This window comes from Streptomyces sp. NPDC040432, assembly GCF_055595445.1.
Window position 1 is genome coordinate 56,685 of sequence record NZ_JBVIVP010000018.1, and the last position, 22,674, is coordinate 79,358.

The window sequence follows — 22,674 nt, forward strand, 5'->3', positions numbered from 1 at the left end:
TGCGGTCAGTTGAGCAGGAGGGCGAGCCCGCCGACGGTGTACGCGATCATCAGCGCGAGCAGCGGGAGTTGCCCCGCGACGGCCCTGGCGGGCGGGAAGAGCCGTACGGAGCGGTCGTGGGCGGCGATCACTCCGAGTACGTGTCCGGTGATGACGGCGATGACCTGAAGGGCCGCGAGTCCGCCGGGATCCAAGGGGGGACCGGGTTCGGAGTCGTTGTCAGTGCCGAGTGCGATGCTCACTGTGCGTGGTCCTTCGGTGACGAGGAGGGAGAAGTAGTGAGCGATGAGATAGCCGAGGGCGATCGGCACGAGTGAGTGCGCGAAGGCGGTCAGCGGGCCGGGGTGAGGGCCGGCGACGAGGCGGGTGACCGCCGCGCACAGGCAGTAGAGGGTGGCGACGAGGGCGACGGAAGCGAGCAGTCCGATGGTGGCCGTGGCGGTGCGGCCGAGGGGGGAGGTCTGGACGGCGTTGATCCAGAAGGGGTTGTCGCTGTAGCCGTCGTAGGCGGTGGAACCGAGGAGGACGCAGACGGTGGCGACGAGTCCGGGCCGCTCGGGCGTCGCGTCGAGTCCGTGGAAGGGGTTGCGCAGGACCAGGCGGCCGTCGCTGCGACGGCCGAGGACGGCGAGGCGGGCCAGGAGGCCGGAGTAGGCCTCGAAGGCGTCCGCGTCGGTGAACCAGCGCTCGCCGTGGCGGGCGGCGAACAGCAGGTGGACGGCCGCGTAGCCGGTGATCGCGATGAGGAGGGTGGTGGTGGATGCGGGATCGGGGGCGACCAGCTCCAGCCAGGTGAAGCCGAACAGGCCCGCGGCGGCGGGCCATTGACCCAGCCGGGCGGGCAGGGGGCGCACCGGGCCGGGCGGGCGGCCCCGGAATCGGGCCCGGAGCCGGGCGAGGAGGCGGTGCAGGGTGCGCAGCGGGTTGACCAGGCGCCAGACGGGGCCGAGGAGGAGGGAGGCGGGCACGAGACCGACCCAGAACAGGACGTAGACGGCCCCCGGCGCGGGGTTGCGGGCGGGGTCGTCGGGACCGAGGAGGAGGTGGAGGAGTACGGCGAGGGCTGCGGCGAGGCCGAGTCCGCGCAGGGTGAGGCGGGTGGCCGGCGCGTCGGCCACCCGCTGGAGGCCGGCGGGCACGGCGATACCGGAGCGGTCGCCGCGGAAGCGGGACACGGACCACAGCAGGCCGAGTGCCAGGAAGGAGACGAACAGGGCGGTGAAGGCCCCGGCGAAGGCGTAGAAGGGGGAGATGGGCAGGTCGTGCTGGGATCCGATCCCGTGCGCCAGCAGGTTCGACGGATCGGCCGGGTGAGGGACCACGCCCTGACCGGACCAGCCGACCGGGCTCGCGCCGGAGCCGGTGACCGGTCCGGCGGCCATCCCGGTGGGCGCCCCGACGGGGTCGCCCGCGGCGAACCGGTCGGGCCACGCGGCCGGGGCGCCGCCCGGCAGGCCGGCGCCGGAGGTCACGCCGGGTCCGGGCCCGTTGCCGATGGCGATGCCGACGGCGCCCGCGCCGATGCCGGTGGTGCCGGGGTTCATCGGACGAGGAGCTGGGTCAGGAGCAGGCCGGAGGCGTGGGTCTCGACCTCGAAGAGGCCCGTGCGGTCGACCGTCAGGACCAGGGTCGCCTCCTGGCCCGCGGGGAGCGCGAGCTCCTTGTCGTAGCCGTGGACGTGGAGGGTGTCGGCACGGTCGCTGGTGACCCGGAGGGCGACGCTCTCGCCGCGCTTGAGCTCGGTGCGGTCGGGGGCGGGGTGTACCTTGCCGTCCCGGACCGCGAGGGTCACGGTCCGGTCCGCCCGCGGAGCCCCGGAGGCCCCGGAGGCCCCGGAAGGCGTACCGGCGCCGCTCGGGGTGCCGGCCGGGTGGCTGTGGTCGGTGCCGCCGCCGGGGGCCGCGGTCAGCGGGACGGTCGCCCGGACCGCTTTGCCGGCGACGGCCCAGGCGGTGTGGTCGTCCGCGTACAGGCGGACGGTCAGGTTGTGCGCGCCCTGCGGCACCTGCGCCGCGGGCAGGTGGAACCAGGGGCCGTACACCCGGGCCAGTTTGCGGCCGTCGAGTTCGAGGTGGGCGTGGCCGGCGCCCGGGAGGGCGCCGCCGCCGGTGCTGTCGGGGGTGAAGCGGAAGTTCTTCACGGCCAGTTGGAGGTTCCAGCCGTCCTCGGAGTCGGGCCGTGCGGTGAGCGCGACCTCCGGCGCGCCCTCGGCGGGAACCTCGCGCAGGCGGTGGCCCGTACCGTCCTGGGCCTCCAGGAGCGTCCCGACTCCGCCGGACGCCTCCTCGTGGGTGGTACCGGGCTTGTGGTGGGTCGTGGCCCGGCCCCCGCATCCCGCGACCGCGCCGCCCGCGAGCAGCAGGAGGACGGCCACCAGCGCGGCGACACGGGTGGCCCGGTGCGGCGGTCGGGCGACGCGGGCGGGCACTCCGCACGCGTCGCACCGGACGCGGTCTTCGGGGCGGACGCTCACTGCGGACCTCCGGTCCTGGTACGGGTCGTGGGGCATGCCGGGTGCGGCGGGAGCACCGGGCCCGCGGGGTGCGGCGGGAGCCCCGGGCACGCGGGGTGCGGCGGGAGCCCCGGGCACGGCGGGCGCGGCGGGAGCACCAGGCAGGCGGGGACCGTTGGGAACGTCCGTCGCGTTCGTCCGGCGGTCATGGGTTCGGGGTCGGGGCCGTTGTGGTGGTGAGGGGTGGGGGCGGGGTCGTCGGGTTCGGGGCCCGGTCGCCCTCCGGGTCGTCGCCCGGGCCCGCGGGGCGGGCCGGGGTGGGCGGGCCCGGGCGGGCCGAGGCGACGGCGGCCCACAGCACCCACACCACCGCGACCAGGGCCCGGACCCAGGCGGGGCTCAGCGGGGTCCAGGGGATCATCAGGACGGCCTTGTCGAAGGCGTCGAGCAGGGTCAGGGCCCCCAGGAGCAGGGTCAGGCGGGCCAGCCAGGGTCGCTCCGCGCGCAGGACCAGTCCGGCGCCCGTCCACCACAGGCCCAGGAGCAGCAGGGCGAGCGCGGGGACGAAGGTGTCGACGAGGGGCATCGTGGATCCGGCGACGTCCAGGGCGAGCCCGGCGAAGCCCAGCAGGGAGGCTGCCGCGCCCAGTCGGGAGCCGGCCAGCCGGCGCCGCCACAGCACGCCGCCGACCAGCAGCAGGACGGCTGCCACGCCCAGCGCGATCTGGGTCTCGACGCGCTCCGGCCCTCGGGCCCCGTACCAGTCGCAGCCCGCCGGGAGTTTGCGCGCCTGGACGTTGTAGTCGGCGCAGACGAGCAGTTGGGCGAGCTTCACCGGTTCGCCGACCAGCCGGGCCGAGGCTCCCCTGACCTCGCCCCGGGCGTCCCCGCACCGGGGCAGGGTGGCCGGGGTGGAGCCGTCGGGTCCGTCCTGCCAGCAGTTGCCCCTGCCCTGGCCGTCCCACCACACGTCCGTGCCGTTGGGGCGGGAGGCGCCGGACTTGTCCTTGCCGAGGACGTTGCCGGCGTACCGGTTGTGGTGGGAGGTGTCGGCCTGCTTGGACCACTTCTCCTCACCGCGGATGAAGGCGGGGACGGCGCTGAGGAAGAAGCCCGCGCGCTTGTGCCCGTACACCCAGTTGTCCTCGTAGAGGTTCCAGTTGCCGCCGGCGGTGATGATGCCGGTACCGGGGGGCATGGAGATCTGCGGGCAGACCACGCCCTGCTCGTATCCGCGTTCGGCGGGCGGTTTGGCGCAGGTGCCGTCGGCGACGTGGCGGTAGTAGTCCTGGTTGTTGTCGTGGATCAGGTTCCGTTCGAACCGGGCGTGGTTCTGCGGGAGACCGGGGTGACCGGGGAAGGCGCTGTCCATCGAGGCGCCGCCCATGTTCTGGTCGAACTCGTTGTCGTGGACCCACACGGAGTCCCCGGCGGTGCCGGAGTAGCCGACCATGTTGTGGTGGCTGCGGCAGCCGGTGATCTCTATGGAGTAGCGGGGGACGTCGTAGCCGCGGCCCTCGTTGATGTTGGAGGCGCTGCCGGGGTAGATGCCGGAGTCCCCGTTGCCGTACGACTCGCAGTTCTTGTAGAGGCCGTGGTCGCTGGCGAAGGTCAGGAAGCCGTACTCGTCGTTCCAGCGGGTCAGGACGTCGTCGATGACGAAGCCGTCGCCCGCGAGGACGTACAGCGAGTTGAAGGTGGTGCGCTGCGCGGTGAAGTTGCGGAAGTAGATGCCGTTGGAGCGGTCGGCGCGCAGGCCGTTCAGCTTCTGGTATTTGGCGTCGATGACGACGTCCGTGCGGGAGGCGCCCGTGCCCTCGATCTGGAGGTCGGTCTTGCCGAGGATCGCGACGAGGTTCTGGTTGTGGCGGCACTGCGCCTGCTGCTCGTAGGACAGGATCTGGTAGCCGAAGGAGGAGTTGGGGGCCTTGAGGGTGGCGCACTCCCCCGTCGGTTTCGGGAGCGAGGGCTCCTCCTCGTAGAGGCCGGGGAGGATCGCGATGTTCATGCCGGGGCGGTCGACGGCGTCGACGGCCTCCTGGAGGTGGCGGTAGCCGCTCTTCTCGCACCGCTCGAACAGGGCCATATTGCGTTGTCGCAGGGCGTCGGGGAAGCCGGCCGTGCGTCGTTCGAAGGCGGCCCGGTCGGTCTTGCAGACGAGCAGGTCGGGCTCGGCGGAACGGTACTGCGGGACGGATCCGGTGCCGTCGGGGAAGGTGACGGGGCGCTCCTCGTGCGCGCGGGCTGCGGGCGCGGCGACGAGGAGGGACAGGAAGGCGAGGAGGGCGGCGAGGAGCGCCGCCGGCACGGCAGGGAACCTGCGGGTCCACGACATGCGCGAGAGAGTAGAGGAATGTTCACCTTTTCGGATCCCCCTCTGCGGGAATCCGTCCGACCCCCTGTTCGGACGAGGGGGCGTTGACGGCGGGGTCGCGGAATCCTACTGTCAGGCATAGGATTCCTTCGACGGAGCGGGAGCAGCACATGAGTGAGCAGGCCAGGAAGACGGCGGAGGCGCTGGAATACCTCACCGGCTTCGGAAACGAGCACAGCTCGGAGGCCGTGCCCGGCGCTCTCCCCCACGGCCGGAACTCGCCCCAGCGCGCCCCCCTCGGCCTCTACGCCGAGCAGCTCAGCGGCAGCGCCTTCACCGAGCCGCGCGCCGACAACCGACGCTCGTGGCTCTACCGGATCCGCCCGTCGGCAGCGCACCCGGCCTTCGCCCGCGTCGACAACGGCGCCCTGCGCACGGCGCCCTTCACCGAGACGGTCCCCGACCCCAACCGGCTGCGCTGGAACCCGCTGCCCGATCCGGCGCCCGGTACCGACTTCCTCGCCGGCCTGTGGACCCTGGGCGGCAACGGGGACGCCGCGCAGCGCAGCGGCATGGCCATCCACCTCTACGCCGCCGACGCCCCCATGACGGACCGGGTGTTCAGCAACTCGGACGGGGAACTGCTGATCGTCCCCGAGCGCGGCGGCCTGCTGCTGCGCACCGAGTTCGGCCTGCTGAGCGCCGGCCCCGGCGAGGTGGCCCTGATCCCGCGCGGGGTCCGGTTCCGCGTCGAACCCCTGGACTCCGCGGACGGACCCGCCCGCGGGTACGTCTGCGAGAACTACGGCCGCCCCTTCGAGCTGCCCGACCTGGGTCCGATCGGCGCCAACGGCCTCGCCGCCGCGCGTGACTTCCGGGCCCCGGTGGCGGCGTACGAGGACAGCGACCGCCCGACCGAGGTGGTCAACAAGTTCTGCGGCAACCTCTGGTCGGCGACCTACGACCACTCCCCGCTCGACGTGGTGGCCTGGCACGGCACGCACGTCCCGTACGTGTACGACCTGAGCCGCTTCAACGTCATCGGGTCGATCAGCTACGACCACCCGGACCCGTCGATCTTCACCGTGCTGACCTCGCCCTCCGACACCCCCGGCCTCGCGGGCGTGGACTTCGTGGTGTTCGCGCCGCGCTGGCTGGTCGGCGAGGACACGTTCCGGCCGCCGTACTTCCACCGGAACGTGATGAGCGAGTACATGGGCCTGATCGAGGGCGCGTACGACGCGAAGGCCGAGGGCTTCGTCCCCGGCGGCGGCTCGCTGCACAACATGATGTCGGCGCACGGCCCGGACCGGGAGACCTTCGACAGGGCGAGCGCCGCGGAGCTGAAGCCGCAGAGGATCGACGACGGTCTGGCCTTCATGTTCGAGACCCGCTGGCCGATCACCGCCACCCCGCAGGCGGCCGACGCGGACCACCTCCAGCGCGCGTACGACGACGTGTGGCAGGGTCTCGAACGCCACTTCCGGGCCTAACATGCGCATGCGCGAGCAGGAGCGGGGGCGGCGGGGCGGCGCCGGGCACGAGCCCGGTCCACCCGCACCGTCCGCGCTCCCGCCCGCGCCGCGCACCGCATGACGTCCAGCCAGCCGTACGGAGAGCCACCCGTGACCGCCTTCGCCCCCGACTCCCTCGTACTGAACCGGAAGCTCCCGCTCTGGTATCAGGTGTCGCAGTCCCTGCGCGCCTCGATACTCGGCCGCACCCCGGACGCCTCACTGCGGCTGCCGACCGAGGAACAGCTGGCCGAGCACTACGGGGTGAGCGTCCTGACGATGCGCCAGGCGCTCAAGGAGCTGGAGGGCGAGGGCCTGATCAGCCGACACCGGCGGCGCGGGACCTTCATCGAGCCGGGTGCCCGACGCAGCGCCCCGGTACGCCTGTTGGGCTCGGTGGACGCGATCGTGGCGCAGCAGTCGGGCGAGCGGACGACGATCCTCGGCCACGAGCGCACTCCGGTGTCCGGGGAACTGCTGGAGCACTTCCCGGACATCGCGGAGGTGGTCACGTACCGCAGGCTGCGTTACGACGGCGAGGGCGACGAACCCTCGAACTGGGCGGAGAACGCGGTGCGCCCGGACCTCGCCGAGCGGGTGGACCTGGCCGACCTGGCGCGGTGGCCGATGACGAAGGTGCTGCGCGACGTGGTCGGCGTGCGGATCAGCCGGATCACGGACACGGTCGAGGCGCGGCTGGCCGACCCGGTGACGGCCGAGTTGCTCGGGGTGCCGTTGCTGAGCCCGATCCTGCACTACACGGGTGTGACCTACGACCAGGACGGACGGGTGGCCGACGTGGCGCGCATCCGGTACCGGGGTGACCGTTTCTCCTTCACGGTCACGGTCGACGCGCCCTGACCCCCGGCCCCGGCCGCACCCGGACCCCGCCGCCCCACGCCGTCACCCCCGGTCGTCGTCGTCCGCCGCGCGCTCGCCCTCGGCCTGGGAGGGGGTGGTGCGCATGGTCTGCGGGTGGCGCTGCTTGCGCTGGGCCTCGTCCATGTCCTCGTCGAGACGTTCGCCCTCGGCCTGCGAAGGCATCGAGTACTCGTCGTACTGACTCATGGCCGCTCCTCCGTCGATACGGATGGGCACACATGCCACATGTACCCGCATAAGGAGCGTAACGCTTCGGCCAGGGCGGGGCCCGGGCCCGCGGGGCGTCGCTACCATCTGCCGGGTGAGCGCTGAGACACCGCCGCCGAACCCGCTGCTGGACGATCTGATGCCCTGGGCCGTGGGCGGCCTGCGCCTGGGCCGGGACTGGATCACGGCGCCCGACGCGGCCACGCTGCGGGCCCGCTGGACGGCCCTGACGGGCGTCGAAGGGGCCGAGCGGGAGCGGTTGTTCCGCCCGTCCCGCAGCCGTACGACCGCCTCCGGCGCCGCCGCGCTGCCGGGGCAGCGGTCCGCCACGGCCCGGTTCGCCGACGCGCCCGGCCCCTGCCCCGAACCCGTACGGGTGCTCCGGGCCCCCTTCGACGAGCAATGGCTGCTGCCCGACCAGCGGCTGATCGACGCCGCTCGGCCGGAACTGTGGCGGGTCCGGGACGGCTACCAGCTGTTCGCCGTGGAGAGCCCGGAGCTGCTGGTCACGGCGCACCTCCCGGCGGGCCGGCTCGGCCGGATCCGGCCGCTGCACCGGCGGCCGGGCGGCGCCGAGCCGAATCTCGCGCCCGGTCTGCTGCCCCTGCTGGGCGAGCGCCACGGCGGCTGGGTCACCCCGGAGGACGTGCTGTGCTGGATCCTCGCCGCGGGCCGCCCCGGACCCCGGGGGTACGAGGTTCCCCTCGCCGCCGATCCGGAACGCTGGCGCGCCGGGCTGGAGCTGGGGCACCGACTGTTGTCGGTCCAGCTGCGCGGGGCACGGGGCGGCGAGCCGCCGAGGCTGCCGGGCGGGCGGCGGCCGTACGTCCGGGCGGCGGTCACGGGATGGCCCGACGCCCTCGGGTACGACCCGCAGACGCAGACGCTGACCCTCGGGGACGGCGTCGTCTCCCCCGTGCCGGCGCAGGCGTGGGAGTACGAGGCCCAGGGGGTCCGCGTGCTGGAGGCCTGGTTCGCCGCCCGGTGCGCGCACCGGGGACCGGAGGCGGACGGGCTGGACGCGCTGGGCCCCACCCGGTGGCCGCAGGCCTGGACCTCGGAGCTGCTCGCCCTGGTGACGACCCTGGCACTGCTGGCCGAGCTGGCCCCGGAGCGGGCCGCGTTCACCCCGGGGCCGCTGTTGCCGACCGCGGAGCTCGTGGCCGGCGGGGTGTTGCCGCCGCCGCGCTCCGCCCGGCGGCCCGCTTCCGTGCTGGACCACCAGGAGGAGGGCCCGGGGGGCCAGTTCGCCCTGCTCTGAGCTCCTGCTCGCGTTCGCGTACGGGTACGAACGGGGGCGAACCGCGGACGCCGCGACCCCTCCCTGGTGACAGGTCGGGGCGTCCCGGGATAGGGATCGGTGTCATGGACACCGACTCGCACCCCCGGCCCGGGCACGCACCCCATCCGAACCCGGAAACCCATCCGGACCCGGAACCCCGCCCCAACCCGGAACCCCGCCCGAGCGCCGGACCCGACGTGCGCGCCGAGGAGCCGCTGCCCCTCGCCGGCCTCACCGTCGTCGCCGTCGAACAGGCCGTCTCGGCCCCGTTCGCCACCCGGCAGCTCGCCGACCTCGGCGCTCGCGTGATCAAGGTCGAGCGTCCCGACGGCGGGGACTTCGCCCGCGCCTACGACACCGCCGCCAACGGCCTGGCCTCGCACTTCGTCTGGGCCAACCGCGGCAAGGAGTCCCTGACGCTCGACCTGAAGGACCCGCGCGGCCTGGAGGTGCTGCACCGGCTGCTCCGGGGCGCCGACGTCTTCGTCCAGAACCTCGCGCACGGGGCCGCCGCCCGGCTCGGGCTCGACGCGGCCGCGCTGTGCGCCCGCTACCCGCGGCTGATCGCCGTCGACATCTCCGGCTACGGCCCGCAGGGCCCCTACGCCCACAAGCGGGCCTACGACATGCTCGTGCAGTGCGAGGCGGGCCTGGTGTCGGTGACGGGCACCCCCGACGAGCCGGTGAAGGCGGGAATCCCCGCCGCGGACATCGCGGCGGCCATGTACGCCTTCTCGGGCGTCCTCGCCGCGCTGGTGCGCCGCGGGGTCACCGGGCGCGGCGGCCCCGTCGAGGTGTCGATGCTGGATTCGCTCGCCGAGTGGATGGGGCATCCGCTGCACCACACGATGCACGGCGGGGAACAGCCCCCGCGGACGGGTCTCGCGCACGCCGTGATCGCGCCGTACGACGCCTACCCGACGGCGGACGGGGACCGGGTGCTCCTGTCGGTGCAGAACGACCGGGAGTGGCGGCGGCTGGCGCGGCAGGTGCTGGATCGCCCGGACCTGGCCGAGGACCCGGCGTTCGCGACGAACGCGGCGCGCACCAAGGGGCGCGGGCGGACCGACGCGGTGGTGGCCGGGGCGCTCGGGCGGCTGGGGGCGGACGAGGCGGTCCGGCGGTTGGAGGCGGCGGGGATCGCCTGCGCGCGACTGAACTCGGTGGCGCAACTGGCCGGGCATCCGCAGCTGGCGGCGCGTGACCGCTGGCGGGAGGTGGACTCCCCGGTGGGCCCGCTGCGGGCCCTGCTGCCACCGATCGGGCTGCCGGGTGGCGCGGCACCGCGCATGGGAGCGGTGCCCGCGCTCGGCCGGCACGACGAGCCCCTACTGCGCGCCCTGGGGATGACGGACGCGCAGATCGCGGAGCTGCGCCGGGACGGTGTGATCGCCGAAGGCCGGGGAGACGCCGGCGAGTAGGGACGGGGGCCGGGTGCGGCCGGAGCGGCCGGCTGCACTGCGGGGCAGTTACGAGCGGCGGCTGCCGAAGAGCGTGCGCCGCAGCCTGCGCAGCGGGGCGAAGAGCGCGACGCGCGCGCTCCGGCTCCGCTGGACGTGCGTGTGGTCGCGGGACGTGAGCTCACGCATCAGCAGGGTCGCCTCGGCGGCCTCGTGGTGCGGGACGGCGGGGCCGCCCAGAACCGCGAGGTGACGGTCGAGGCGCGAGCTTGTCGCCTTGCTGCCGCAGGTGATGGCAGGCACGCGGGGCGGCCTGCTGCGCATTGCTATCTGTTCCATGTCTCTCCCCACCCGTACGAGGGCACCCGGCCCGGGCAGGTTAACCCTATCGCCCCCGCGTCGCCCTCGGGTATCCCGGTGGTGTGAATTACCCCTGTCCTTACGGGTAGTTGACGATTACTCACTGGAGTCGACCGTCACTCTCCGCACAAATCGGCCCACTTGGGGAGCCATACGGAGAGCTGTGTCACGACAGCGGCCACACAAGGCGTCCTGCGCTAACTTGGAGTGATCGTCCGGTGACGCATGGGGGTACGCGTGAGTGGGAACGAAAGCGATGACGCCGCGCGTGTCGTCGCCGGAAGGTACCGGCTGCTCGGCCCGCTCGGCCGTGGGGGCATGGGGATCGTGTGGCGGGCCCGGGACGAGGTACTGGGTCGCGAGGTCGCCGTCAAGGAGGTGCGCGCTCCCGCCGGGATGGACGCGGCGGGGACGGACCGCATGTACCGGCGCCTGGAGCGGGAGGCCTGGGCGGCGGCCAGGGTCTCGCACCGCGGGGTCGTCACGGTCTACGACGTGGCGACCGAGGACGGCCGGCCGTGGATCGTCATGGAGCTGGTGCGCGGGCTGTCCCTGGCGGAAGTGCTGGAGGCCGAGGGGCCGATGAGCCCGCAGCGGGCGGCGCACCTCGGGGAGCAGGTCCTCGCGGCGCTGCGTGCCGCGCACGGGGCGGGGGTGCTGCACCGGGACGTCAAACCGGCCAACGTGCTGATCGCCAACGACGGGCGGGTGGTACTGGGCGACTTCGGCATCGCGAGCCTGGAGGGCTCCAACGCGATCACGATGACGGGCGAGGTCGTGGGCTCCCCGGAGTTCGTGGCTCCCGAGCGGGCCCTCGGCCGCGATCCGGGGCCGGAGTCGGACCTGTGGTCGCTGGGAGTGCTGTTGTACGCGGCCGTGGAGGGCGTCTCGCCGTTCCGGCAGGACACTCCGCTGTCGACGCTCCAGGCCGTGGTGGACGGCGAGTTGCCGCCGCCCCGCCGGGCCGGCCCCCTGGCACCCGTCCTGGAGGGGCTGCTGCGCAAGGACCCGGACCTGCGGTTGGACGCGGCGGAGGCCACCCGGATGCTGCGGGTCATCGGGGCGGGCGGCGCCGTGCGGGACTCCGGCGGCCCGGCGGGCGGACCAGGCGGCACGGCGGCCACCGCGGTGCTGCGCCAGGAGGGCGGCGGTCCGTACGGCGGGGCGACGCCGCCGCTGCCGGTGTCCGGGCCGGCGCTCACGGGCGGGCCCGTTACGAGTGGCGGACCGGCCCCTCGGACGAGCGGTGCGGGGGTGGTGCTGACGCTCGGCGTCGTGGTGCTGCTCGTGGCCCTGGGGGTGCTGGCGTGGCTGCTGCTGAGGAACCCCCCGGGCGGTGACGACGGCCGGGGCGCGGGGACGGTCACCCCCTCGGCGTCGGCCCCGACCTCCGCGGACCCGTCCGCCCCGACCTCCGCGCCAACTCCATCGGGAACGGACGCCGCGCAGGCCGTCACCGTGTACGCGCACACCCTGCGCGGGGCCTACGCCGGGAACTGCCCGCCGCCCGCGGTGGGGGCGCCCTCCTTCACCGCCACCCTCGAAGTGGCCCGTACCCCGGCCGTGCTGGAGTACCGATGGGCCACGCGCGGCGGGTCGGCCCCGGGCGAGGAGTGGCAGAGCCTCGCGTACGAGGAGGGCGGTCCCCGGACCCGCCAGCTGTTCCACACGGCGACCGGGTACCGGGCGGGCGGGACCCTGGACGACGCGGTGCGGATCGAGGTGCGGCAGCCGGTGCGGACGGAGTCGGCGTGGCTGGGTTTCTCGGTGGCCTGCGCGGCGCCCTCACCGACGCCGACACCCACCCCCACCCCCACCCCGACGCCCGCCCCGACGCCGACCCCGACGGGCGGATCTCCCTCGGGCTCCGGGACGCCGGACCCGTCGGCGTCTCCGGATCCGACGCCCCCGGGGGCGTCGGATCCGGAGCTCGCCGCCTGAGGGGCGGCCTTCGGGCGTCAGGCCTTGGAGGCGAAGACGGGCAGGTAGCCCCCGGACTGGCCGGCGGCCGTGGGGTGGTACGACTCGCCGATGTTGAGCCAGTTGAGGCTGTGCAGCCACGCGTTGCCGGAGCAGATCTCGTGGCCGGTGAAGGCGCCGGCGACCGAGGCGTAGGTGAAGCCGTGGTCGGCGGCGCGCTTGGCGATGGCGGCGTTGAGGTGGTCGGCCGCGCCGTTGATGGCGGAGCGTTCGCCCTCGGTGAGGCCGGTGACGCAGGTGCCGTTCAGCTGGTAGAAGCGGGGATAGCCGATGACGACCACCTTGGCGCCGGAGGCCCGGCTGCGGATGGAGTTGTAGACCTGGTCGAGTTGGCCGGGCAGGGTGGAGTTGACGTACGCCTTGGCCTGGTTGACGCGGTTGACGCAGGTGGACTCGGACTGGAGCACACAGGTCGTCATGACGTCGGCGAAACCGGCGTCGTTGCCTCCGATCGTGATGCTGACGAGGTCGGTGCCGGAGTTGAGCGGCGCGAGCTGGTTGGCGAGGACGTCACCGGTGCGGGCGCCCGAGCAGGCGGTGAAGGAGAAGGTCTGCGGGGAGTGGGCGGCGGCCCACAGGGCCGGGTAGGCCCGGCTGGTGCGCTTGCAGTTGCCGCTCCCGCTGTCGTAGTTGCCGGCGCCGACGCCGGAGGAGTACGAGTCGCCGAGGGCGACGTATCCGAAATCGGCCTGGGCGGCGGATGCCTGGCCCGCGCCGAACAGGGCGGCGCCCGCGGCGAGGACCAGGGAGGAGGCGAGTGCTGCGAAGCGCGACATTCTCATGCTCATGTGTGCGGCTCCTTGTGGGGGTTACTCCTGAGTCCGTGGTACAAGCAGCCGGCGCTTTCTGTAAGTGTTCATGCCAAGAATGTTCGGGGTGGGAACCGGCCGGAATCTTCACTCCCGATGCGTTTGAAGAGGGAATTCGGGCACCCGTTCCGGCGAAACACAGGTGCAGGAGGCCAGTTCGTGCCGGATCATGGGCGCCATGCCAGCAGACCCGCATGACGCGCTGCCGATCCGACTCAATGTCGACGACAGCGACTCGCCGTCGGACGTAGTCGACGCGTTGTTCCTGGGCCGCTTCGCGTCCGGCGAACAGCCCTACTCGCAGAGCGTGTCGATCGAACGGGTGAAGGCCGAGGCGACGCTGCTGCCACCCCGGGCGACCGTCCTTCGCTCGGCGCGCGACACCGACCGCAGCGCGACCCTCGCCGAGGGCGAGGGCTGGACGCTGCTGATCTCCCGCTGGAGCCGCGGCGCCGACGTGACCGTGACGGCGGTCAGTGACGAGGTGGCGGAGCGGGTCCTCGGCGAGGCCACGGAAGGCGCGCAGGACGAGCCCGAACCGCAGCCGGAGAACGTCACCATGGGCTTCTGGTACGTCTCCCCGCGCCGCGGTCCCTACCGCACGACCCGGCAGATCTCCGCCGGCACCTGGGACGAGGTACGCCCCAACTACACGGCTCCGGTGGCCGGGGCGATGGACCGGCTGATGAAGGTCACCCCGGACGACATCGCCGGGCGTCTGCTCCTGCTGCACGGACCGCCCGGCACCGGCAAGACCTCCGCGCTGCGCACGCTGGCCCGGTCCTGGCGGGACTGGTGCCAGGTGGACTGCGTCCTCGACCCGGAGCGGCTGTTCAACGACGTCGGCTACCTCATGGACATCGCGATCGGCGAGGACGAGGGCACGGCCAAGGGCCGCTGGCGGCTGCTGCTCCTGGAGGACTGCGACGAGCTGATCCGCGGCGAGGCCCGGCACACCGCCGGCCAGGCCCTGTCACGCCTGTTGAACCTGACGGACGGTCTGCTGGGTCAGGGACGCAACGTCCTGGTCGGTGTCACCACCAACGAGGACCTGGAGCGGCTCCACCCGGCGGTGGTCCGGCCGGGCCGCTGCCTGGCCCGCATCGAGGTGGGCCGGTTGACCCACGGGGAGGCCGTGGAGTGGCTCGGCACGGACGAGGGCGTGTCCCGCGAGGGCGCCACCCTGGCCGAGCTCTTCGCCCTCCGGCGCGGCACGGGCCCGGCCGCCGTCCTGCCGGCGCAGTCCCACGACCGGGAAGCGGGCCTCTACCTCTGACGCCGGGGCGCCCCCGGAGACCCTGGGCGACGGCCGCTCACCCGGCCGTACCGCGACGCGGACGCCGGCCGAAGCGCGGACCCTGACGGAAGCGCGGCGCCTGACGGAGGCGCGGCCCCTCCCGGAAGCGCGGCCCCTGACCGACGGCCGCGCGACCGGCCCCGTCCCGGGCCCGGAGGCCCGACCGACGGCCGCGCCTACTGCCCGTACCGGGCGCGGAGGGCCTCCGTGGCCGCCTCCAGGGCCTGCTCCCGGGTCAGACCCAGCCGGTGGGCCCGTTCCGCGTACGCCTGCGCGGCCCCGGCGGCCTCGCGGGCGGCTCCTTCCCCGGCCGCCGCGACGAAGGTCCCGTTGCGGCCCCGCGTCTCGATGACCCCGTCGGCCTCCAGGGCCCGGTACGCCTTCGCGACGGTGTTGGCGGCCAATCCCAGTTCCTCCGCCAACCCCCGCACGGTGGGCAGCTTGAAGCCGGCCGGTAGTTTCCCGGACCGGGCCCGGTCGGCGATCTGCGCGCGCAGCTGCTCGTAGGGGGCGGGCGAGCCCGCCGCGCCGTCAAGGGTGATCTTCAGGTTCGTCGGGGTCACAGCGCCGATTCTCCCCCATCGCCGGGTAATTCGGAGGCGGCCCCCACCCTCGCGGACGTAGCGTCGGCCACATGATCCCCACGATCCGCGACCTGCGTCCGGGCGACGTCACCGACGCCGAATCCGTCGTCCGGGTACGCCGTTCCGCGCTGCCCTTCCTCATCACCACGGCGGCGGGCGTGGCCCACGAGCTCGCCTCCGCGCACCCCGACGGCCACCACCGCGTGATGCTCGCCGAGGACCCGGACGGGCTGCCCGTGGGCACCGTCTCGGTGGGCGTGGCACACCGGGGCACCGAACCGGGGCAGGCCTGGTTCAACGCGTACGTCGACCCCGAGCACCGCGGCCTGGGCGCCGGTGGCCTGCTCGTCCGGGCGGCCGAGGAGCACCTGGCGGCGCTGGACGTGCTCGACACGTACTCCTGGGTGCTGGACGAGCCGGAACACCGGGCGTTCGCGGAGCGCCGCGGGTACCGGCCGAGCCGTTCGGCCCACTTCCTGCGGCTGGACCTGACGGCCGACACGCTGCCGCCGCTGCCCGACGACCTGCCGGCCGGGGTGGAGCTGCGCCCGGGCAGTGCCTTCGCGGCGGATCCGCGCCCGCTGCACCGGGCCGACGCCGAGGCGACGGCCGACGAACCGGGTGACGTACAGGTCGGGCTGGACGACTACGAGGACTGGCTGAACGACGTCTGGTCGAACCCGATCCTCGACCACGAACTGACCACGGTCGTCCTCGTCGACGGCGTCGTGGCGGCTTTCTCCGCGGCGCACACCGACGGCGCCACCCGGTACGGCTCGGCGATGACGGGCACCCTGCGCGCCTTCCGCGGCCGCGGCCTGGCCAAGCTCGCCAAGACCGACTCACTGCACCGGGCCCGCGCCGCGGGCTACCGGGAGGCGTTCACCGGCAACGACAGCGGAAACGAACCGATGCTCGCCATCAACCGGTGGTTCGGGTACGAGATCTGCGCGTCCGAGACGCGCTGGACGAAGAGGGCGGGAGCCGCACGATGAACACCCCCGGATGGACCGTCACCCTGACCAAGGCGGGCCGCACCAAGATCCGCTACCCGGCGGCGGAGGTCGCCGACGACGGCGACCGGATCTCCGTACGCGCCCCCTGGGCGGCCGAGGGCGTCAAGGACTTCGGCTTCGTACGCTTCGAACCCGGCGACGTCTTCGTCGAGCACTTCTGGCGCACGCGCTGGTACGCGGTGAAGGAGGTGTGGACGGGCGGGGGCGTCCTCAAGGGCTGGTACTGCGACATCACGCGCCCGGCGATGGTCCGCGAGGGCGAGATCGTGGTCGAGGACCTGGACCTCGACCTGTGGGTGTCCGCGGACGGGGCGTCGGTGCTGCGCCTGGACGAGGACGAGTTCGAGGCGAGCGGCCTGCGCACCAGCGACCCGGAGGCGGCCGCCCGGGCCGTGCGGGCCCTGGACGCGCTGGAGGACCTGGCAAGGACGCCCGAGGGCCTCGCCCCGCTGCTCCCCTAGGACCTGTCGTCAAAGTCCCGTCGTCCCCCGGAGGCCGGTCTGCCGGACACCGCGAGGCAGACGGGAGTTCGACGACAGGTCCTGGTGTTCCGACTCGGGTCACCGGAGGGAGCCCGGCCCCCGCCTACCGGCCCGGCGGAGCCCCGTACGGCTTCCGTCGCACGGTCGGGGGTCCCGCCACCCCGACCGCGACGACCTGTTCACGGCCGGGTGTCAAGCCGTTCCGGCGAGTTCCTTCGTCGGGGCCTGCCGGGCCGGCGGGCCGTCCAGGTGGGCCACCACGCCCGTGTGGAAGCGGTGAACGGCCTCGTCGACGCTGCGGATGAACCCGGATTCGGCGTTCCCTCGGCCGCTTCCCATGCTCTTGAACAGGGACAGGCGGAAACCCGTGATGCGGGTGCTGTTGTTCTTGGGAAGCATGCCCGCCGGCTCGGGGCGGAGTCGTTCCAGCGTGCCCCGCGGTCCGCCCGCCCCTCCTTCGAGCAGGGTCTCGACGTGAAGGTCCGCCGGCGCTTCCGCCAGGCGCCGTACGAGGCGTTTGGCCCGGGTCAGCGGATAGCCCTGCTCGGGTGTGGGAAACTCGATCGAGGTGCGCAGCCTGCCGGTCCGCAAGTCGGCGCAGACCCCCAGGATTCCGGGTGCTCCCTCGATCCGGAGCTCCGCCTGGAGCTTGCCGTCCAGGCACAGCTGATCGGCACACTGGATGCGGCGCGTCCGTGGATCCGAGCCGCGCCTGGCCCGCTGGACGGGCAGCACCTTCTGTCCGAGTTCGCCACCGAGGCTGAGGCAGATCTGGCGGATGAGCCGCTCCCAGCTCTCGACCACGTCCAGGGCGCGCGGATCGCCCGGGCAGAGGGTTTCGTCGTTGATTCCGTTGCGTACCGGGACCCACGCCGCTCCCATGTTCTGGAAGCCGTGGCAGCCGGAGTTCTCGTGCCGCAGGTAGTGGAGCAGCTCGTGGAGCAGCCAGGCGTGCGCCTTGTCCCCGACGCCCTCGTACCGGATCAGCATCCGGGCCTGGTAGGCGACTTCGGCCCAGGACAGGTGCCAGAGGGCCACCTTGTGCTTGCGCCGCCCGTCGATCTTGATGTCGACGAGGGGGCTGCCCTCCAACGCGACGTCGTTCGAGAGCGTGATCACGGCCTCGTAGCCACGACGTGCGGCGATGTCCATGTACGCCTGCACCTGCTCGGACTTCATCTCGTTGCCGTTGGTCTTGGTCTCCACCAGCGCGGTCCACAGCTTGCCCGCCCGCTCGACACGGATCACCCCGTCGGGGCGGCGGGGAGTGTCGCCGTGCGGCAAGGAGACCTCGGTGAACGTCTCCATGCGGCCCGCCGGCGCCCCGAACGCCGCCGTGAGCCGCCGCCCGAACTCCGGCACCTGCGCCATCACCGACAGCAGGACGGACGTGGCGCGCATCTCCCGGTCCCGGTCGCTCCTGAGCACCGAGAGCGGGAAGAGCCTGGCCTGCTGCCAGGACTCGTTGTCCGCCAGGGTCTTCCGGGCGACGACGGGCAGCGTGACCTTCTTCTTGGCGGTGCGGGGCCGCGCCGCCTTCTTCGGCGCCGCCTCGTCGAGGGGCGGCCGGGGATCGGGAACCAGGCCCGGGGCGACCTGCGCCACCTGCTCGACCGCCGCCGCGGGAGCCGGCGCGACGGCTTCCGTACCGCTCCCCGGGTCGTCCGGTGCCTCCTCCGTGTCCGCGCGGTCATCGACGTCGACACCGAAGTCCGCCGCCAGACCGGCCAGCCCGGCTTCGTAGCCCTGCCCGACGGCACGGAACTTCCACTCCTCCCCGCGCCGGTACAACTCGCCGAAGATGATCGCGCTCACCGTGCCGGCGTCGTCGATGGCGAAGCTGAGGAGGTTCTCCCCGCTGCCGTCGACCAGGGTCACCTTCAGGTCCTCCAACTCGCCGAAGCCGGCCCCCTCGTGGCGACTGGCCGCGACGACCATCCGGTCGATGCCGGCGGGGACCGCGGTGAGGTCGAAGCTGATCCGGTCCTCGTCGCCGCTTTCCGTGGGCGTCTTCCCGAGCAGTTGCACGCTGCCGTCAGCGGCTGCCGCGTTGTTGTAGAAGTAGAAGTCGCCGTCGCCGCGCACCTTGCCGTTCGCGTCGAGCAGCAGGACGGACACGTCCGCGTCGCCTTCCCCGGTCGGGCTGACCCAGCTCAGACCGACAATCAGCGAACCGGTGTTCTCACTCAGCGCGGCCAGCGCCACGTTCGATCCCTTGACCATCTCCCGCATGGAACCCCCCAGATCTCGTGACTCGGGCACGTGGCCACCCCACCGGGCCACCCACCCCGGGCCGCCTCGATGTGACGCACGGCACAATCCGGCACTGTAGTGCCCCGTACCGGGCCCAGGGGGGCGTCCCGGAAGACGGGCGCGAGAACGAGGGCCCGGCGAGGTTCCGACGTCCACGACCGGCATCAACGGCGGCGGACGACAACAGCCGCACACGTCACCTCGCGGGCCCGACCGGCCTGGGCCGAGGGCCCCGTTCCTGAGCCCCCGCTTGTCCCTGCCTTAAGTGGAGCCTAAGGATCAGCTCGTGGGGCCTCGGGGAGGCGGAACCGGGTTTCCGGCGGGCTAGCTTGGCGGTGCCAGGGAGGGCCGGGAACGGCGTCGGGCCCCGATTCGGGGCGGCGCCGTGCAGTCCGGGTCCACTGGCACACCCTGCCCCGTGCCCGAAGGAGTTCCCCCATGCCCGTACGCCGCACCGCCACCCGGATCGCCGTCGTCGGTCTCGCCCCGCTCGCGGTGGCCGCGTACGCCACGGTGCCCGCAGCGGCCCACGGTTCGATGACGGACCCGGTGAGCCGGGTGGCGGCGTGCTACGCGGAGGGGCCGGAGTCCCCGAAGTCGGCGGCGTGCAAGGCCGCCGTCGCGGCGAGCGGGGCGCAGGCGTTCTACGACTGGAACGCGGTGAACATCGCGAACGCGGCCGGGAAGAGCAAGTCCCTGATCCCCGACGGGCAGCTGTGCTCGGCGGGCAACGCCAAGTACAAGGGTCTGGACCTGCCGCGCGCCGACTGGCCCGCGAGCCCGATGACGGCGGGCGCGCACACCTTCCGTTACAAGGGCACCGCCCCGCACAAGGGTTCCTTCGAGCTGTACGTGACGAAGGACGGCTACGACCCGACGAAGCCGCTGAAGTGGTCCGACCTGGAGGCGGCGCCGTTCGCGAAGGTCACCGACCCGGGGATGCAGAACGGCGACTACGTGTTCAGCGGGACGGTCCCGAAGAAGACCGGCCGCCACCTGGTGTACAGCGTCTGGCAGCGCTCGGACAGCCCGGAGGCGTTCTACACCTGCTCCGACGTCGTCTTCGGCAAGGACAACGGCGGTTCCGCGGGCGGCGGTACGACGACGCCCGCGCCCGGCGGCAAGCCGAGCGCGTCCGCCGGCGTACCGGCGGACACGAAGCCCGGTTCCCGGCCGGGCGCCGGTTCCTCGGCCCCCGCCACGCCGGTCTCGGGAACGCCCGGCACCGGTGGGGATGCGCCGAAGCCCCAGGCTCCGACGGACCAGCAGATCTCTGACGGTGCGGCCAAGTCCTCGGTGGAGCACAACGGTCACGGGGACGACGACCCGAAGACGAACGGGCACGCCGCCGGCCCCGCGCCGCTCGCCTCCTCGACCCCGCTGGCCGCCACGGGCGACAACCTCGCGGAGACCGGCGGCAGCAGCACCACGCCGACGATCGCGATCGCCGGTGCGGGCGCGCTGGCCGCGGGCGCGGCCGTGCTGTTCGCCATGGCCCGCCGCCGGGCGGCGTCGGGTCGCCACGGCCGCTAGGACCTGTCGTCGGACTTCGACGACGGGTCCCGGGACCTGTCGTCGGACTCCCGGTCGGGGCCGGAGCCCCGACCGGGAGTCGTGATCCACGGCGCCGCCCCAACGGCGCCCTCCCGCCGCGGACCGCCTGTGCGTCAGTCGAAGACCGACGCGCAGGTGGTCCGTTCGGCGTTGGCCGGGTCGAGGGCGTTCAGCGCCTCGTGCCAGGTGAGCCGGTCGGTCAGGGCGATGGTGACGTGCTCGGAGAAGTCCAGGGCGCACAGGTCCTGGAGCACGACGTTGCGGACGTTCGGCCCGTCGAGGAACTGGCTCCGGTACGGGGTGACGACCTGGTCGTACCGGGTGGAGATCACGGTGTACTTCACGCCGGGGACGGTGTCGCCGCCCGCGTTGAGCCGGGTGAGGAAGGGGGATCCGGCGATCTGGTCGGCGAGACCCGGGGTCGCGGTGCTGATCAGGTCCTCGGCCCCGGGGAAGTACGGGAGGAGTTTGGTGAGGCCGAGGAGGGTCGTGCCGTGGTTGTCGGGGGCGATGCCGACGAGCGCGTTGACCTTGGCGGCGCCGCCGAGGAACTTCAGGTAGTGCCGCGGCATCATGCCGCCCTGGGAGTGGCCGACGATGTCGGCCTTGGGGGCGCCGGTGGCGGCGAGGACCTTGTCGACGAAGACGTCGAGCTGGCCGGCCGACTTGTCGATGGGGCCGAGGCCGTGGAAGAAGGGCACGCCGGGGAGCTGCCCGTAGTCCAGGGAGTAGACGCAGTAGCCGCGGTGGACGAGGTACGGCGCGAACCCGAGCCAGTTGTCGACGGAGTTGCCGAGGGTGCCGTGGACGAGGACGACGGGGCGGGGGTGCGCGGCGGACGGTTTGCAGGACCAGTTGTTCCAGCCGCTGCTGGTGGTGGCCGCGGCCTGTGCGGTGCCGGTGGGGGCGACGAGGGCGGCGGCGGCGAGGGTGAGGACGGCCAGCGGGCGGAGCAGGCGTCTCCAGGGCAGCATCGTGTGATCTCCTTGCGGGTCAAGGGGAATGCGTGGGGGTTCGTCCCGTGATCCGGATCACAAGGTGGGGCTGCTGCCGTTAAATTACGGGCGAGTAGCAAGACAGGGAAGTTACGCGTCGGTAAAAAATCGCGTGTCGAGCCCTTCTCCAGCACCGCTCGTGAACAATGGACGCCCCCGAACCCCCGGTTGAGGTGAGCACGGTCATGCAGAGGGCCCCCGGCGCCGGTACCGAACTCGCGGCTCCCGCGAGCCTGGCGGCCGATCCGCTCGTCGCGGCGGTCACGGAGGCCGCGGTGCGCGTCCTACGACCCGAGGCGGAGCGGACGGCCGTGGAGGGGGTGCCCGCCACACACCTGGAGGCGCTGACCGCCTGCGGTGCGTACGGGTTGATCGGATACGAACCGGCGCCGGAGGGCGGGCTCACGCCGCGTCAGGTGGCCCGGGAGGTGCACGAGGTGTTGGCTGCGGTGGATCCGTCGACCTGGTTCGTGTGGACGCAGCACGTCCCGTTGGCCAAGGCCCTGCTCGCGGCGGACGGTCCGGTGGGCACCGCGCTGCGCGAGGAATGGCTGCCGGCGCTGGCCGGTGGCACGCGGCGGGCGACGGCCGGCTTCGCCTTCCTGCGGCATCCGCGCCCGCCCGTCACCGCCGAACGGGTGCCGGGTGGTTGGCGGTTGTCCGGCCGGGCGCCGTGGGTGACCGGTTGGGAGCGGGCCGACTCCCTGTTCGTCGGGGCCGTCACCGCCTCTGACGAGGTGGTCCTGGCGCTGGTCGACCGTGTTGCGGACGGGGGCATGACCGCCGTCGCGGGGGCCCCGCTGTGGGCGATGGGTGGTACGCACACGGTTTCCGTGGAGCTGCGCGACGTCCACGTGCCCGATGACCGGGTGCTGGGACGGGAGCCGCGGGCCGATTGGATCCGGGCCTACGACCTGGAGAACGCCGACGCCCAGCCCGCGGTCTTCGGCCAGTTGCGGGCCACGGCCGACTTCCTGCTCGCGTCGCCCCCGTACGAGGACCTCGGACTGCGGGTCGCCCGGCGGGCGGCCCGGCTGCGGGCGCGGGCGTACGGGTTGCGCGACGGGCTCGCGCCGGGCGAGGGGACGGCGGAGCGCCTCGCCCTGCGCGCGGCCTCGCTGGACCTGGCCGTACGGGCCGCCGCGACCTGTGTCGCCGTGGCGGGCGGCCGTGCGATCCAGTACGGGCACACCGCGGGCCGTCTCTCCCGGGAGGCCCAGTTCCACCTGATCCAGGCCCAGACCACCTCGCTGCGTACGGAGACGGCCCGGTTGATGCTCGAAGACCTGTGAG

The 22,674-nt window shown here is 73.4% G+C and carries 19 protein-coding genes; 10 read left to right on the plus strand and 9 right to left on the minus strand.

Annotated elements, in window-relative coordinates; all coding sequences use genetic code 11:
* Positions 1-5: 5 nt before the first annotated feature.
* The 3 genes from ACZ58N_RS29000 to ACZ58N_RS29010 form a co-directional block, all read right to left on the minus strand.
* Complete coding sequence (locus tag ACZ58N_RS29000) at positions 6-1,544, minus strand: hypothetical protein (protein WP_471165627.1); 1,539 nt, start codon at positions 1,542-1,544, stop codon at positions 6-8.
* A complete protein-coding gene (locus ACZ58N_RS29005) occupies positions 1,541-2,377 on the minus strand; it encodes a cupredoxin domain-containing protein (RefSeq protein ID WP_471165797.1) in 837 nt (278 codons plus the stop codon). Before ACZ58N_RS29005 ends, ACZ58N_RS29000 begins: the two co-directional genes overlap by 4 nt.
* Before the next feature lie 280 nt (positions 2,378-2,657).
* A complete protein-coding gene (locus tag ACZ58N_RS29010) occupies positions 2,658-4,787 on the minus strand; it encodes a right-handed parallel beta-helix repeat-containing protein (protein WP_471165630.1) in 2,130 nt (709 codons plus the stop codon).
* Between the two features lie 149 nt (positions 4,788-4,936).
* Between ACZ58N_RS29010 and hmgA the strand changes: the two genes are divergently transcribed.
* Together hmgA and ACZ58N_RS29020 are read left to right on the plus strand one after the other, a co-directional pair.
* Positions 4,937-6,259 (plus strand): homogentisate 1,2-dioxygenase, encoded by a 1,323-nt coding sequence (gene hmgA / locus ACZ58N_RS29015; RefSeq protein ID WP_471165632.1) that lies wholly within the window; start codon positions 4,937-4,939, stop codon positions 6,257-6,259.
* Between the two features lie 132 nt (positions 6,260-6,391).
* Positions 6,392-7,141, plus strand: coding sequence for a GntR family transcriptional regulator (locus tag ACZ58N_RS29020; RefSeq protein WP_471165634.1), 750 nt, complete (start codon positions 6,392-6,394; stop codon positions 7,139-7,141).
* A gap of 42 nt (positions 7,142-7,183) precedes the next feature.
* Here the strand turns inward: ACZ58N_RS29020 and ACZ58N_RS29025 are convergent, their stop codons facing one another.
* Positions 7,184-7,348 carry a hypothetical protein gene (locus ACZ58N_RS29025; protein WP_471165636.1) on the minus strand — a complete coding sequence of 55 codons (165 nt, stop codon included), beginning with the start codon at positions 7,346-7,348 and terminating at the stop codon, positions 7,184-7,186.
* 160 nt (positions 7,349-7,508) lie between these two features.
* Between ACZ58N_RS29025 and ACZ58N_RS29030 the strand changes: the two genes are divergently transcribed.
* Positions 7,509-8,630, plus strand: a complete 1,122-nt coding sequence (locus tag ACZ58N_RS29030; protein ID WP_471165800.1) for a type ISP restriction/modification enzyme — start codon at positions 7,509-7,511, stop codon at positions 8,628-8,630.
* A gap of 104 nt (positions 8,631-8,734) precedes the next feature.
* The gene (locus tag ACZ58N_RS29035) at positions 8,735-10,072 is read left to right on the plus strand and encodes a CaiB/BaiF CoA transferase family protein (protein ID WP_471165638.1); all 1,338 of its coding nucleotides are present in this window, start codon (positions 8,735-8,737) and stop codon (positions 10,070-10,072) included.
* A gap of 48 nt (positions 10,073-10,120) precedes the next feature.
* Here ACZ58N_RS29035 and ACZ58N_RS29040 read toward each other — a convergent pair whose 3' ends face one another.
* Positions 10,121-10,390, minus strand: a complete 270-nt coding sequence (locus ACZ58N_RS29040; protein WP_281205829.1) for a hypothetical protein — start codon at positions 10,388-10,390, stop codon at positions 10,121-10,123.
* A gap of 246 nt (positions 10,391-10,636) precedes the next feature.
* Between ACZ58N_RS29040 and ACZ58N_RS29045 the strand changes: the two genes are divergently transcribed.
* The gene (locus ACZ58N_RS29045) at positions 10,637-12,352 is read left to right on the plus strand and encodes a serine/threonine-protein kinase (RefSeq protein ID WP_471165641.1); all 1,716 of its coding nucleotides are present in this window, start codon (positions 10,637-10,639) and stop codon (positions 12,350-12,352) included.
* A gap of 17 nt (positions 12,353-12,369) precedes the next feature.
* Here ACZ58N_RS29045 and ACZ58N_RS29050 read toward each other — a convergent pair whose 3' ends face one another.
* Positions 12,370-13,173: an SGNH/GDSL hydrolase family protein gene (locus ACZ58N_RS29050; RefSeq protein ID WP_471165803.1), complete on the minus strand. Its 804-nt coding sequence runs from the start codon at positions 13,171-13,173 to the stop codon at positions 12,370-12,372.
* A 205-nt stretch (positions 13,174-13,378) separates the two neighbouring features.
* Between ACZ58N_RS29050 and ACZ58N_RS29055 the strand changes: the two genes are divergently transcribed.
* A complete protein-coding gene (locus ACZ58N_RS29055) occupies positions 13,379-14,476 on the plus strand; it encodes a DUF5925 domain-containing protein (RefSeq protein WP_471165644.1) in 1,098 nt (365 codons plus the stop codon).
* A 197-nt stretch (positions 14,477-14,673) separates the two neighbouring features.
* On the opposite strand, the gene ACZ58N_RS29060 is transcribed toward ACZ58N_RS29055, so the two are convergent.
* Positions 14,674-15,060: a GntR family transcriptional regulator gene (locus tag ACZ58N_RS29060; RefSeq protein WP_388903445.1), complete on the minus strand. Its 387-nt coding sequence runs from the start codon at positions 15,058-15,060 to the stop codon at positions 14,674-14,676.
* Between the two features lie 71 nt (positions 15,061-15,131).
* Between ACZ58N_RS29060 and ACZ58N_RS29065 the strand changes: the two genes are divergently transcribed.
* Together ACZ58N_RS29065 and ACZ58N_RS29070 are read left to right on the plus strand one after the other, a co-directional pair.
* The gene (locus tag ACZ58N_RS29065; RefSeq protein WP_471165647.1) at positions 15,132-16,076 is read left to right on the plus strand and encodes a GNAT family N-acetyltransferase; all 945 of its coding nucleotides are present in this window, start codon (positions 15,132-15,134) and stop codon (positions 16,074-16,076) included.
* Positions 16,073-16,558: a ribonuclease FAU-1 family protein gene (locus tag ACZ58N_RS29070; protein ID WP_471165650.1), complete on the plus strand. Its 486-nt coding sequence runs from the start codon at positions 16,073-16,075 to the stop codon at positions 16,556-16,558. Before ACZ58N_RS29065 ends, ACZ58N_RS29070 begins: the two co-directional genes overlap by 4 nt.
* A gap of 213 nt (positions 16,559-16,771) precedes the next feature.
* On the opposite strand, the gene ACZ58N_RS29075 is transcribed toward ACZ58N_RS29070, so the two are convergent.
* Positions 16,772-18,811: a TerD family protein gene (locus ACZ58N_RS29075; RefSeq protein WP_471165805.1), complete on the minus strand. Its 2,040-nt coding sequence runs from the start codon at positions 18,809-18,811 to the stop codon at positions 16,772-16,774.
* Positions 18,812-19,270: 459 nt separating this feature from the next.
* On the opposite strand from ACZ58N_RS29075, the gene ACZ58N_RS29080 reads away from it, so the two are divergent.
* Positions 19,271-20,365 (plus strand): lytic polysaccharide monooxygenase auxiliary activity family 9 protein, encoded by a 1,095-nt coding sequence (locus tag ACZ58N_RS29080; RefSeq protein ID WP_471165653.1) that lies wholly within the window; start codon positions 19,271-19,273, stop codon positions 20,363-20,365.
* A gap of 134 nt (positions 20,366-20,499) precedes the next feature.
* Here ACZ58N_RS29080 and ACZ58N_RS29085 read toward each other — a convergent pair whose 3' ends face one another.
* Positions 20,500-21,360, minus strand: coding sequence for an esterase/lipase family protein (locus ACZ58N_RS29085; protein WP_471165656.1), 861 nt, complete (start codon positions 21,358-21,360; stop codon positions 20,500-20,502).
* 206 nt (positions 21,361-21,566) lie between these two features.
* On the opposite strand from ACZ58N_RS29085, the gene ACZ58N_RS29090 reads away from it, so the two are divergent.
* On the plus strand, positions 21,567-22,673 hold the full coding sequence (locus ACZ58N_RS29090; protein ID WP_471165658.1) for an acyl-CoA dehydrogenase: 1,107 nt from the start codon (positions 21,567-21,569) through the stop codon (positions 22,671-22,673).
* Position 22,674: the final 1 nt, after the last annotated feature.

Excerpts from the sequence above, each read along its gene's own strand:
- ACZ58N_RS29035 (WP_471165638.1), top strand. The coding sequence starts at position 8,735 with ATGGACACCGACTCGCACCCCCGGCCCGGGCACGCACCCCATCCGAAC.
- ACZ58N_RS29050 (WP_471165803.1), bottom strand. The coding sequence starts at position 13,173 with ATGAGAATGTCGCGCTTCGCAGCACTCGCCTCCTCCCTGGTCCTCGCC.
- ACZ58N_RS29075 (WP_471165805.1), bottom strand. The coding sequence starts at position 18,811 with ATGCGGGAGATGGTCAAGGGATCGAACGTGGCGCTGGCCGCGCTGAGT.
- hmgA (WP_471165632.1), top strand. The coding sequence starts at position 4,937 with ATGAGTGAGCAGGCCAGGAAGACGGCGGAGGCGCTGGAATACCTCACC.
- ACZ58N_RS29065 (WP_471165647.1), top strand. The coding sequence starts at position 15,132 with ATGATCCCCACGATCCGCGACCTGCGTCCGGGCGACGTCACCGACGCC.
- ACZ58N_RS29090 (WP_471165658.1), top strand. The coding sequence starts at position 21,567 with ATGCAGAGGGCCCCCGGCGCCGGTACCGAACTCGCGGCTCCCGCGAGC.
- ACZ58N_RS29040 (WP_281205829.1), bottom strand. The coding sequence starts at position 10,390 with ATGGAACAGATAGCAATGCGCAGCAGGCCGCCCCGCGTGCCTGCCATC.
- ACZ58N_RS29000 (WP_471165627.1), bottom strand. The coding sequence starts at position 1,544 with ATGAACCCCGGCACCACCGGCATCGGCGCGGGCGCCGTCGGCATCGCC.
- ACZ58N_RS29045 (WP_471165641.1), top strand. The coding sequence starts at position 10,637 with ATGGGGGTACGCGTGAGTGGGAACGAAAGCGATGACGCCGCGCGTGTC.
- ACZ58N_RS29010 (WP_471165630.1), bottom strand. The coding sequence starts at position 4,787 with ATGTCGTGGACCCGCAGGTTCCCTGCCGTGCCGGCGGCGCTCCTCGCC.
- ACZ58N_RS29055 (WP_471165644.1), top strand. The coding sequence starts at position 13,379 with ATGCCAGCAGACCCGCATGACGCGCTGCCGATCCGACTCAATGTCGAC.
- ACZ58N_RS29070 (WP_471165650.1), top strand. The coding sequence starts at position 16,073 with ATGAACACCCCCGGATGGACCGTCACCCTGACCAAGGCGGGCCGCACC.
- ACZ58N_RS29030 (WP_471165800.1), top strand. The coding sequence starts at position 7,509 with ATGCCCTGGGCCGTGGGCGGCCTGCGCCTGGGCCGGGACTGGATCACG.
- ACZ58N_RS29080 (WP_471165653.1), top strand. The coding sequence starts at position 19,271 with ATGCCCGTACGCCGCACCGCCACCCGGATCGCCGTCGTCGGTCTCGCC.
- ACZ58N_RS29085 (WP_471165656.1), bottom strand. The coding sequence starts at position 21,360 with ATGCTGCCCTGGAGACGCCTGCTCCGCCCGCTGGCCGTCCTCACCCTC.
- ACZ58N_RS29025 (WP_471165636.1), bottom strand. The coding sequence starts at position 7,348 with ATGAGTCAGTACGACGAGTACTCGATGCCTTCGCAGGCCGAGGGCGAA.